Source organism: Bacillus crepusculi (genome assembly GCF_014764715.1).
Classification (GTDB): domain Bacteria; phylum Bacillota; class Bacilli; order Bacillales; family Bacillaceae; genus Bacillus.
Genome location: NZ_JACXXE010000013.1, coordinates 1 through 11,931 on the forward strand (window position 1 = coordinate 1; position 11,931 = coordinate 11,931).

The window sequence follows — 11,931 nt, forward strand, 5'->3', positions numbered from 1 at the left end:
TAGATCTGGATCGCATGATTCTTCGTAATGTTGGTGATCGTGTTTTCTGTGATAACGTGATGTTTCGTTTTATTGACGCGACCGGTCGGATTTCCGTTTGCATCCTGCGTATACTGCGACGTGACTCGCGGTAATAGGATTCGGATTCCTGAAGCGCAGTTATTCAGTTTGTTTCCGCTGATTCGCGTATCATGCCACTTGTTTCCGCTGATTGCGTACTCAGTCGTATCTTCAATTACGTTGTCTAGTATGCGGATAACCGAATATAAAACGCCGTCCGTACTCGTATGCGAATCGACCGCACGCGCCCAGCCGCCGAGTTTGCTTGAACGTCCGAAATAGTTTCCGCGAATGACGATGTTTCTTGTGACGGTTTGATCGTATGATCCGAATGCGCCGAAGTTTGCAGATGAACGCATTAGATCGAGCTGAATGGCTGCCGAGAACCATCTATCGCCTACGTAATCCGCGTATCCTTTAAATTTTACGTTCTCGATCAAAACGTTTTGGTTGCCGGCGCAGTCAAATGCGTGCCCTCCTACGACGTCAAGAACGGTAATGTCTCGAATGATAATTCCGTCAGCGTGTGCGAATCCGAATACGGAACACTGCTGCTTGATTACGGCGCCATTACTGTCGAAGGTTCCGCCACCTTCAATTACGATATTTCCGTGTCCGTTATAGCCGCTGAAGTTATCCGTTTCAAGTCCGTTGACTAGCATAGAGCCGACGAAGTTCCGTTTGATAACTGCGCCGCCTTGAACGATCAGTCGCGTGTTTCTGAAAATGCGAAGCGTTCGAGTCTGCGTATAGTTTCCAGGCGGAACGACAAGCGTAATAGGCGTTGACTTCGACATGTCCAGCGCCGCTTGCATTGCGTCGTCGAAGTTTCCGTATTTCTCTAAGTACGGACGCAACGAAACAAACACGGCCATGTCTTCGATTTTCTTCATTAGTTTGGCGAAGTCATAGTCGAAGCGATCTTTTGCCGTCGGATGCGTAGATGCGTCGAGCGCTACCCGTAGATCAACAACTTCCTTGACGTCCTCACCATCGTGATTGACGACGAGGTTCGCAAAGCGGGCGTTTAAGTTATCCAGGCGATTAGCAGCCGTAAAAAGCCCGTGCTGAATTTGCTCGGACTTGTGTGCGGGCGATGCGTTTTTATGAGCGTTTAACTCGGCGGTCGTTTTCGTAAAACCCTGTTCGATACTATCGAAGTTATCGTTTAAGTTATTACGCGCAATACGATCCCACGCCGACGCTATCCGCTTTAAAAATACGTTAGCCATTTAGTGCCTCCTTTATTTTGATTCTAGCGCGGCCACTCTCGCGGTTAGCGCCGTTATGTCCGATACAAGTTTGTTAAGATCAACGTTGGCCCCTGAAGAACTGACGGTGACCTTCGATATTTTTATAAAATCTGCCGACGACATCAGGCCGGCCTTTGATGCGCTTGCCATGTCTACTTGCGGCTTACCGTCCGGACCAACTATGATGCTTTGTAGCTTCTGATAATCGCTCGACACCATCAAGCCGTCAGAAACCGCGGTTGCTGGACCATACTTCGGAATAGTTGTCGGGTCATATCCGTCGTCAAAGTTTGCATCGCTTCCGATACGTATACCGGAGCCTACCGATGTCCCTTTTACTTTTCCGGACGCATCGAACAGTTTTGATACGCGCTTCTCCGTCTGACGGAAACCTTTAATGATCGTCTTACTATCGCGCTTCAGCTTTCCGAATGTATAAACCGGAGATTTATTCGGATCTGAATAACGCTCAACCCCGACAACTTTAATCCGCTTGTTGATTCCAAATGGGTCGATCATGCACCATACGTAATCCCCTTTTCGGATGTCTTGTACGCCAAAATGTCGAAGCTCCGTATACGTCAGCGTCAAAGATAGCTCGATCGTATCCGTTAGTTCTTCTTGCAATCGAATCTCTAGTTCATCTGCGTTCTTTTCGGTGTAAGAATCATCACGAATAGGCGCCGCGTGTTTGATTCCGTAGATTTCAGCCAGTGGACTCGTGTATTCGATCTCTACCGCATACGCCTTCGTTTTGTCGTTCTGTTTTCCATAACCGCGGATATACGTCTTCAACGTACTCGTATCGATCTCGACCGATTCGTCTCGGGAATTGAATTTATATCGAATCTGATAGTCGGTATCGCGAGCCAATTCTTTCGCAATGACGACCGTTTTGCCTTCGAAGGTGTATTCCGCTTTGTATTTATCGAGAATGTCCCGTAGTAAATCGTTAGAGAAACCATCGCCGAAATCTTCGAGTTCGAACGTAGCGTCTAGTCCTTCCGGGGATATGTCGTATGAGTACCCCGATCCTTCGAGTGCGATCGCAACCATATCGTCTATGGTCATCTTCTTTTTCTTACCGGACTTACTGTAAACGTAGTTATCGGCGAGGTCGATTAACGGCTTATAGACCCCGGATGCCTCGATCTTAATCGTATTGTTAGCAGTTACAGGTCGCGTTTTTTTGATGACGTATTCTTCGCCATCGCAAACAAGTATATTTTCGTTCTCGATCAACCCGAATGAGTGATCGTTGTTTCTCGTACTTAAAACCGACACATCAATCGACTTTTCATTCTCGGCCGTCTCACGTACTGTACAGTCGTAGTCAGTAAGTGCCTCGACTTCGCCTCTTACCGTTTTTATAAGTAGTTCCATCGCGACACCTCCTAGAAATAGTAGAATCGGAAATCGAATTTGATTTCGAATGATCCGTTCGTTCCCGACAACACAAACTCGTTCCAGCCCGGTTCGAGTCGAATCGTCTGTCGGTTTGTATCTCCGAAAATACTTACGCCGTCTTTACGCGCCTTGACCCCGTCTAAAATAATCGTTTCTTTAGCCGCCGTATCCCCGGTATATTGCCACGCATCACCTGTCGTTTTGTTCGTGATCTTTAACTTAGATGAGGCGCCTTTATACGAAATAACAAACGGCAACTCTAACGGATCAATACGAATAGCCCCCGCATTGTAAATACGGAAGCTCTTTGCCGTGTGCTTATAGACCGGAATCGTATCCTCTAAGTTTTCGCCGAACTGCCAAAGACTCGCGTCAAAAGTAAACGGATCTTGTGTTGTTCCAACCGATTCGCAATAAGGAGATGCACTCTCGAACGTCAGAGTAAAATCGGCCACGCTTCCGCTTCTTTCCGGATCAAAACTATCGCTTAATTCGACTCGCCAGCGCTTCTTCGGATTGCCTTCTGCGACCAAGTAAAATTCGTCTTCCTTATAAAGTGCGTTGTATATTTCGTCGCGTAGCAAGTAGAAGTCGGCTGCGTCTTCGGCATACATCGTGCATTCGGCTGAGATACGTCGATTTCCGAAGTCCTTGCCTGTGCGATAAGAACCGTTTTTACCCGGTATGTTTTCGTAGGTGATATTCGGAGACGGCGCCGAAACGACCAAGCTTCGCACTAGAACTGATAAGTCCCTCGCCATATCAATAATCGTTCCATTGCGATACTGAATACGGAAGTTTGCATCCGAACGCGGAATCGCTGAAGATCGCCCGAAAACAATATCCGGCGAGAACGCATCTTCATTAAAGTTTTCGTCTATATCAACTACGGACGGTTCAGGCTTTGGCTGCGCTGGCTTATCAACATCGGTACTAGTATCCGTTGTCTTCTTCGTATCGTACTTCGTTAGGTTATGTGTCGCAATAATGTTGTTCAGTTTCGTTGCGTACGCTGGGTCCGTTGCATATCCGGCACTAACGAGAGCCTTCGTTGCTTTTCGGTAATTCGTCTGACCTACAACGGCTTTGTAGTGATTCGGGTCCCAACTCGTTCCGTTGATATACAGCTTTGCGAGGTCTTGCATCGACTCGTACCATGACGGGTACTTACGGAAGTCGGCGTATACCTGAACGTTGCGCCCGTTATAAACTTCCCATGTCAACATACGAATAGAGGAGCCTTTATACGAACCTTTTACGCCGAATAGGTTTTTACCTTTCGTAGCCAATCCCGAATTACCGTAGCCGGATTCTAGGCAACCCTGCGCAATGACAAGCGACGCAAGTATATTGTAATTCCGGTATATTTTCTGCGCGTCCGGCGCTATTGCCTTAATGAAACTAGCGTTGCTCAACCGCTCACCTCCTCCCTAATAACTGCTTCGATCTATTTCGTCCATCTGCCGTCTGCTTACGTGAGGCTCGACGATACGTCCGACGACTTCGCCTTCCATGACCACCGATAGTCCTTTAAGAGACTCGATAGCAGTTGCGAGGTTTGAAAGGCTCGCCTGCATTTGCGGACTTTGGCCGCCTGCTGACGCAACCCGAGCCGTATGACCAGCGTCTAGCATCCGGAATAAGTTCGCCTGCTGTGCTTCCGTCAAGACCATCTCGTTTCTTAGGGCACGAATATCAACTTCGTGACTCATCGGACGGTCGATAAACTTCGATGCCATGCCGCCTGAGTGTAGCTTGCCTGCCGGCTTACCGACGATGCCCCCGACGTGGTAAGTACCTTCGTTGCCTCGCCCACGGCTGACGGCTCGCTCCGTTTTACGGGTGACGTCGTTAGTGATGATCGTAATTCGCTTACTAAGATCTTTGCTGAGTTCTGCGTTCATGGTCGATGCTTGACCGGTGATTTCGATAACCTTGTTCTTAGTCCGCTCTAACTGCGATAGTTCTTTTTCGATGGCTGCGAGTGATTCTCGGTACTCGGCCGTCTTCTTGTCCGCTTCAGTCGTGTTGTTAATTAAGTTAGACCGTGCATCTCTCAATTTCATAATCTCTTGATTAAGTACGGCCACGCCTTGACCCTTTTTCGCGTTGAGACCAACTTGACGGAGTTCTAGTTCTATTTGCTTTTGTTTCACCTGATCAAGTTTTCCGATTTCTTTTTGAGTTTCCGCTAGACTCTCTCGCTTTTTCTGTAGGATTTCTGTACTCTTAATTAACTCCGATCGTTTAGCTTCAAGTAATCTTTTTTCTTGCTCTAGATTAACTTGAAGCGATTGGGCAGTGGCTTTATCCCCTTTATCTTTTGCTTCTGCTATGCTTTTTTCGATACCTTCGACTCTCTTAAGTTGATCAGATACTGCCTTTTCTTTTGAAGCTCTCTCTGATCTGACATTGTTGATCTCTTGTTGTATCTGCTTTTCTTTTTTTAGTTGACCTTCCATATTCCTTTCGGCGATTAAGTGCTGCTTCTCTAACTCTAAGCGCACTTCTTCCGCCTTCTCCTTACTCAACGCTTTCATCGCCTCGGTGTTCTTCGCTATCGCATTACCTTGCGCCGAGAACGCCGCTTCCGTTTCCGGAGACTTCTTGATGATCTGATCGTTCAACTGTAGGAACCGGTCGAACTCCTCATTCGTAAGCCCCGAACTTTTACGAAGGCCGTCTTGTTCTGCGTTTAGCTTTTTAATCGCCGCCGAATCTTTTTCGTTAGCCAGCGCGTCCTTGTTATCTAAATAACGCAGAAGCTCATCGTTCGTAAGCTTCATTTTCGCCTGCAAGCCGTCATATTCTTTGATCGTCTTATTAATGCCGTCGACTTCTTTTTGCTTCGCGTTTGCAGCTTCGAGGCTAACGGTGTTCATCGCTTTATAACCCGCACTGACCCCGACTAGCAAGCCGCCAAGAACCGAAAGCCCCGTTATGATCCAGCCCGCTGGCCCCATCGCCGCGAACAATCCCCGCAATGCAAAGCCGAGCTTAATCGCCGAAGAAGCCGTCAAAGCGATCGCCGCTGACGTACCTGCCATTGCGAATCCCGTAGCTATAACGCTCGGATTAATTTGGCTGATGACTCCGACTAGTTTCGTTCCTTGATCGACAACAGACCGTATGTGCGGCAAGAATTCGTTACCGAGCTTCACGCCTACGCCTTCGAGCGCCGACGTAAACTTATCGAAAGATCCGTACAGGTTATCCATCTGCTCATCGGCAACTTTTTGCGCCGTTCCGCCTGATTCTTCGAGCGCCTTCGTATATCTTCGAATCTCATCCGAACCGACCGCAAGTAACGATACGAAGCCTGACGCCGCCTCCGTACCAACAAGACTCGCGATAGCCGCCGTCTTTTCCGCCTGACCTAGATCTCCAAACTTCGAATTTAAGTGATCGATAATGTCCGGCAACGACTTCATTTTACCGTCAGCCGTTTCGACTTCGATTCCGTATCTCTGCATTACTTTGGCTGCGCGTCCTACCGGATTGGCAAGTCGCAACATTCCCGCTCGTAGTGCCGTACCGGCCATCGATCCTTGAATACCAGCGTCGGACATTTTCGCAACGGCTGCCGCTGTTTCCTCGAAGCTAAAGCCTAACGCAGTAGATACCGGTGCTACGTATTTCATCGCGTCGCCTAATTGCAAAAGATCCGTGTTGGCCGTGTTCATCGTTTTAACTAATACGTCAACCGCGTATGTTGAATCAGACGACGCGATTCCGAAGCCCGTCATGATATTCGATACGATGTCGGCGGATACGCCCATGTCGACGTTGGCCGCTGCCGCCATGTTAAGTACAGCCGGTAGTGATCCGATCTGATCCTTTACGCTGAAGCCCGCCATCGCTAAGTATCGCAGGCCGTCCGCCGCTTCAGTTGCCGTAAATTTTGTCGTTTCGCCGAGTTTTAGCGCGACGTTCTGAAGGTCTTGGAAGTCCTGTCCGGTAGCGCCCGAAATCGACTTAACCTTCGCCATCGCTTGCTCGAAGTCGCCTGCGGTTTTGACCGATACGCCAATACCCGCGACGACTGCGCCTCCTACCGCTAAGGCTGCCGTTTGTACGAGACCCATCTGTTTGCTAAGCGAATTAGCCGAATTACCCATCTGACGCATTTGGTTCTCCGCCTGCGAGACACCGGCGCTAAATTGGCTTGACTCTAACGTTAACCTTGCGACGATTTCGCCTACTGTAGTACCCGACATTCGTTTTCCCCCTTTCCTCCGTTATTTAAAGAAGTTCCGCAATTGCTCGAACTTATCTCGGTCAAATTCTTCGCGATCTACGTAACCTGCCTGTTTGCGCAAGTCTTTTAACATGCGCTGATAGTCGCGATCTTCCATAGCACGCCCTTCAGTACCTACGAGCGTCGATATCATAGAAAGCCGTTCAATCGCGTTAGACTTCGTCTTTGAACGTAGGAATTTCGGAATATCTACCATGTAATAGTCGTTCTCGATCTGTCGCTGAGTAACGCCTAGTAAGACCGCCGCATCTATCAAATAATCATCGATTGTGTACTCGCCTTCATCCGTTATTCGGTCGGTGCTTTCGGAAGAAGGCTTTTCAGGTTTTTTGCTACGGACTGCAAACGGTTCTTTTCCACAACAGCAATAAGAAAGTCGATGATTTCGTCAGTGCCGACGTTTTCGAGAATGTAATCTTCGTCAAGACCGGAAAGAACCGCGACAATTTTAGCGACTTCATCCATCGCCAACTGAGCCGCAGCAACTAACGTAGAAGCGAAGTCCTCCTGTCCGCTCGTGCTTAGAACCGTGATGAATAAGTGTGGCAGGCGATCGACTACCTCGAATAGCGCCTTCCATTTGACCGGCGTTAGTTTCGGTACTTGAACCGTTTTGTCGCCGAGTGTAAGTTCGCTTGATACCTTCTTCGTGCCGATACCAAATAAGCTCATTGCGTAACCTCCTTTCTAAATTAAAAAGACACCGCCGCTAAGCGATGCCTTCCGTTGTTATTCCGCTGTTTCGTCGCCCATGATGAATAGGTCGCCGTCGTTGTCCGTGTCCGGATACGCTTTGAACGTCAGATTTGCGATACGCTCATCGTCAGAGTTATACGTATATTCCGGATCTGACATAGCACCTGCAAGGGGAATCGTAATGTAATCATTTGGTGTAGTTCCGGCAGCCGTCGGTTTAATGACGAGCTTTTTGGCCGCTGCTAACATATCGAAACCGGCTTTACCGGAAACAACTAACTTCATCTTCTCCGGGTCCGTGCTGTCTTTTACGAGTCGACTATTGGGCATTGCTGCGGCTAATCTTTCTAAGTCATGAAGCGCGAACGGTACCGTTACTTCCGCATTCCGACCTTTCATCGTTGACTTGACGGGCGTGTCCCCGTACTGGTCAACCGTCGTATCTTGAATCGACGTTTCTGCCTTGAAGACAATTCCGCCTTTTGTGATGTCAAACGTAACCAGCTCGGAGCCTTCGCCAAACTCGACGATTGCCGGACCGATAGGAACGTTAATTCCTCTAATTCCTGCCGCCATCTATTTTCCTCCTTTTATATTTGCGCAAAATAAAAAGCGCCCCTAAGGACGCTCTACGCAATCGAAATTTAATGAATATATTGGACGATCGGATTCGTCGTCTCCTAAATACAAAGGCGCAGAGTTATTACATCGCATTTGTACGATTGAGCTTTCGCCGACCTGTACTTCGGTAACGTTCGTAAGCGCATCGTATAATTCAAACGCTTTGTCTTCCGTGCCTATTCCGTCTCTAGCTTCGCCTCGAACTAATACTTGAAAAGATGGACGCTTTAGCCCGGTGTACTTAGACGTCGGAAATCCACCCGTTAACTTGACCGAGATTGCGGCACCTTCGACTGTTACCGGAAATTTATTTACATAATATTTACCGTCTACTTTCGACTCAATGAAATCGATAAGTTCGCCTACACGCATTATCTCAACCCCCTGCGGACACCTTCAGCAATCCAGCGTACGTACTTCTCGGCGTTTCCTTTTAACGGGCGTTCGAGGTATTTGTTTCCGACTTCGTAGCCATCGATGCCGCCCGCCGCTTGCGATGCCGGTCCGAGGTTGTAATCCATTTCGTGGGTCCATATCGCATAGTTGAATCCGCCTTCTACCGCACGGAAAGAAACGTCTACGACCGCTTTTCCTTTCGCAAGCTTATAGTTTTTCTTAATACTCGCGCGTAAGGTACCTTTATCGATCGGTGCAATATTCTGCGCAATCCTGCCGAGATCATCGCCGGAGTCTCCTAGCGCCTGCGCGGCGCTTTCAAGGGCGCTTCGGTTAGCGTTGGTTATGCCCGTTATGAAACTACTTGCATCTATCGTAAAACTCATAAATACACCTCCGTCAATAACGCCTTACCGTCGATGTGTCTCTTAACGTTGATTTCTTTCGGTCTCTTTTCCATCGTTTCTCCGAGTTCATTCGTATAAGAAACTACGTCGGTATAGCGCACATCTGCCAGGCGATCTAATAGAATACGAGCCGATGCGACGGCCTCTTCGGATTTAATGACGCCATTGTTGCGCGCCTTGACTGCGGTTGACCCTTCGTCGATACGGCATTTAAGCGTAAACTCGGCGCCTTCTGTGGTCGGATTTCCCCATCGATCAAGCTCGTCAGACGGTCGCTTCACAGTAATCGTTTGGCGCATTGGAAACATCGCCATTTACAGCACCGTCCTTCTGATTCGCTTGCCGCCGAATTTGACATCGTTTTCCTCTTCGATAGCCGAGATCGATTCTTTCGGAATCAAGTCTTCGTCTTCAACTCGTAAGGTATCCTTATAGTTAAACGAGCCGACTCCGGTTATTGAGAACGAGGAAATGCCGTGCTTGTTAAGTCGGTTCGTATCGTTGTAAGCGACCGCCAACACATTAACAAACTCGTAAACCGCTTTGTCCGGTATGACGTATTTAGGAAAGACCCGCGTTAAAGTCGAAGAGGCTCGATTTAGTAGCCGCGCCTTCTTTTCGTCATCTGCGTCGGTCCAATCCTCGATGTCTACTAACATCGTATTGATATATTCGTTTGCACCTTCGACCGTAGCCGCCATTCGCCCCACCTCCTGTTATTTTGCGGAGGATTTCTTGGCGGGCTTTTTAGCTGGCGCCGGCTTCGGTTTATCCTCCGTCTTTGGTTCGTCTTTAGCCGTGCAAACAGCGTCGACGAGTGCGGTTAGTACCTCGATCTCTTCCGTATCTGTAGTCGTGTAGATGCCGTCTGAGAACTTCCGAGGTGCGCCTCCAACATAAAACGTTAATTCTTTATAGCGTGATTCAAACGTTGCCAAGTCCGCATTACCTCCGTTCTATCAAAAAAGTAAAGCCCGCGAGTGCGGGCCGTTATTACTTAGCGCCTTTGATGCGTGCGTGAGCCGGTTCTTGAAGGAATTCAAGCGTGTACTCACCGACAAGCATACCTTGGAAGTAGTCGCCTTTTTTGCCGAGGTACTCGTGGCTCATATCGCGAGTCTGTAAAGGACGGATTGCGATACGGTTTTTATCTACGATAAGCACTTCGTCAGCCGCCAAGTTGTCGTTAATAGATACTGGGAACTCACCGAAGTCAGTCGTCAAGAAGTTAACAACAGTTCCGCGGCTTGCTTCGCCTTGGTTAAGTCTGACTAACGTCTTATCAAATTTAGAGATTACGCGTTTTTGTTTCGCAGGTACGATGATTTCGTACTGACCGCCGGACTTGAAGCCGCCTTTAGAGTAGATCGTCTGTACAGCGTCGTTGATCGCTTCTAGAGAAAGCTCTTGACCCGCAAGATCAGTAACGTTAGTTTTAATGAAGCTGCGGATACCGTCCATCTGACGTACCAAGCCGTTTTCATAGCGAATACCGCCGATGAACGCTTTTTCCATTTGAAGCGCAAGTTCAAGCTGCTTCTTTTGCTTTTCGTACTCGTACATATCTGCGATTCCGTAATTGGCAACAGCCGCAGCAGTACCGGAAATTTCTACAGTTTCGTCAAAGATTTGCGTAATGTTCGATACGCGCTTACGTGGCTTGTAGCGACCTTGTCTAGCGTCAGCGCCTTCCGAACCTTCTACGAATTGAACTTCGACTTTCTCGTTCGCAGTAACAGCAGCCGCAGTAGTGTTAGCGTAGCCTCGAACGACCGTTAATTCCTTAGCGGACTTATTCACCGCAGTAACAAGCGCTAGTTCTTCCCCAAGTTTAATAACGTGTCCATTACGGAATGGCTCCACTGAAGATACTTTTAGGATGGTCGCATCTGCTGCGGCAGCGTCAGTAACGTTACCTTCATACGCAAACATTTCGTCTTCGAACCATTGGTGCTCGGTTTGCGTTACTGGGTTAGAAAAGCCAAGCATTGCAAGCAACGGAGTTTGATGAGGATTTAAAAGAAGTAATTCGTCCTGTACCGATTCTGTTTTACCAATCAAATCATTAGAGAAAATCTGTGACATAAAAATATGTCCCCCTTTTTTGTTTGTATTAAAAAAGACCCCTAATTAAAGGAGTCTCATTTTCTTAACTGTCTTTTTAATTGAGCAACCGCAGCGCGATCTTCTGTACGACCGCTTTTACGTGCTTTTTCTTCGGCTTCTTTAATAAGCTGATCCGGTGTTTTGTCGATCTTATCCGTCCCTGAGTTCGTACTTTGACCGATAGGCTTCGGCTTCTGCGCAATAAGAAACGGCTTTTCTTCAACTAGCGCCTTTACTACGTCATCGACTCCGACTACTTTTCCGTCTTCAACCGATACGCCGCTTAAATCAGCCAAGCGCAATGCATCGTCAAGATACGCGATATTAGCCGACGTCGCCGACTTGATGAATGCGTTTGTAATCTTTTCTTGTTCGCTCGCCTTTTTAAGTTCCTCGATCTGCTGCGTAAGTGATAGTTCAACCTCCGACTTTGCTTCGAGTTCCTTTTTGATGCGATCGAGTTCCGTCAGTTCTGCGTCTGCCTTTTCTTGCTCCGCTTTTTCGTACGCGCTTAGCTTCTCTTTTAGCTCTCCGTAATCTGCGTATTTAGATTCCGTACGGCTAATGCGTTTGGTAATCATCGCGTCTAATTCTTCTTGCGTAAGCTCGAGCTTCTTCGGCTGATCGTCGGTTGATGGCTGCGTCACTGGTTCCTCGACTTGGCCCCCGCCTGCTTGATCATCTGCGTCAAATAACGGCATAAATCGTTTTACAAACATATCGTCCT

General features: G+C 48.1%; 12 protein-coding genes and 1 pseudogene. 1 reads left to right on the top strand and 12 read right to left on the bottom strand.

The genetic code is table 11. From position 1 onward, the window contains the following. From IEE86_RS16605 to IEE86_RS16650, 10 genes and pseudogenes are all read right to left on the bottom strand, one after another. Positions 1 to 857, bottom strand: a pseudogene (locus IEE86_RS16605) (right-handed parallel beta-helix repeat-containing protein); the annotation flags it as partial. 447 nt (positions 858 to 1,304) lie between these two features. Next, the gene (locus IEE86_RS16610; protein ID WP_191098162.1) at positions 1,305 to 2,696 is read right to left on the bottom strand and encodes a phage tail protein; all 1,392 of its coding nucleotides are present in this window, start codon (positions 2,694 to 2,696) and stop codon (positions 1,305 to 1,307) included. Between the two features lie 11 nt (positions 2,697 to 2,707). Then, positions 2,708 to 4,135, bottom strand: coding sequence for a glucosaminidase domain-containing protein (locus tag IEE86_RS16615; RefSeq protein WP_191098163.1), 1,428 nt, complete (start codon positions 4,133 to 4,135; stop codon positions 2,708 to 2,710). Positions 4,136 to 4,150: 15 nt separating this feature from the next. Beyond that, positions 4,151 to 6,937, bottom strand: a complete 2,787-nt coding sequence (locus IEE86_RS16620; protein WP_191098164.1) for a phage tail tape measure protein — start codon at positions 6,935 to 6,937, stop codon at positions 4,151 to 4,153. Positions 6,938 to 7,266: 329 nt separating this feature from the next. Further along, on the bottom strand, positions 7,267 to 7,650 hold the full coding sequence (locus tag IEE86_RS16625; protein ID WP_191098165.1) for a hypothetical protein: 384 nt from the start codon (positions 7,648 to 7,650) through the stop codon (positions 7,267 to 7,269). Between the two features lie 57 nt (positions 7,651 to 7,707). Then, positions 7,708 to 8,250, bottom strand: coding sequence for a hypothetical protein (locus tag IEE86_RS16630; protein ID WP_191098166.1), 543 nt, complete (start codon positions 8,248 to 8,250; stop codon positions 7,708 to 7,710). A 42-nt stretch (positions 8,251 to 8,292) separates the two neighbouring features. Continuing rightward, positions 8,293 to 8,667, bottom strand: coding sequence for a minor capsid protein (locus IEE86_RS16635; protein ID WP_191098167.1), 375 nt, complete (start codon positions 8,665 to 8,667; stop codon positions 8,293 to 8,295). After that, a complete protein-coding gene (locus IEE86_RS16640; RefSeq protein ID WP_191098168.1) occupies positions 8,667 to 9,077 on the bottom strand; it encodes a hypothetical protein in 411 nt (136 codons plus the stop codon). The genes IEE86_RS16635 and IEE86_RS16640 overlap by 1 nt, the downstream gene beginning before the upstream one ends. Continuing rightward, positions 9,074 to 9,412, bottom strand: a complete 339-nt coding sequence (locus IEE86_RS16645) for a hypothetical protein (protein WP_191098169.1) — start codon at positions 9,410 to 9,412, stop codon at positions 9,074 to 9,076. Before IEE86_RS16645 ends, IEE86_RS16640 begins: the two co-directional genes overlap by 4 nt. Further along, the gene (locus IEE86_RS16650; protein ID WP_191098170.1) at positions 9,413 to 9,799 is read right to left on the bottom strand and encodes a hypothetical protein; all 387 of its coding nucleotides are present in this window, start codon (positions 9,797 to 9,799) and stop codon (positions 9,413 to 9,415) included. A 34-nt stretch (positions 9,800 to 9,833) separates the two neighbouring features. Between IEE86_RS16650 and IEE86_RS19575 the strand changes: the two genes are divergently transcribed. Further along, positions 9,834 to 9,959 carry a hypothetical protein gene (locus IEE86_RS19575; protein WP_263479584.1) on the top strand — a complete coding sequence of 42 codons (126 nt, stop codon included), beginning with the start codon at positions 9,834 to 9,836 and terminating at the stop codon, positions 9,957 to 9,959. A 132-nt stretch (positions 9,960 to 10,091) separates the two neighbouring features. Here IEE86_RS19575 and IEE86_RS16655 read toward each other — a convergent pair whose 3' ends face one another. Then, complete coding sequence (locus tag IEE86_RS16655; RefSeq protein ID WP_191098171.1) at positions 10,092 to 11,183, bottom strand: SU10 major capsid protein; 1,092 nt, start codon at positions 11,181 to 11,183, stop codon at positions 10,092 to 10,094. Positions 11,184 to 11,239: 56 nt separating this feature from the next. After that, a complete protein-coding gene (locus IEE86_RS16660) occupies positions 11,240 to 11,923 on the bottom strand; it encodes a phage scaffolding protein (RefSeq protein WP_191098172.1) in 684 nt (227 codons plus the stop codon). Between the last annotated feature and the right edge of the window lie 8 nt (positions 11,924 to 11,931).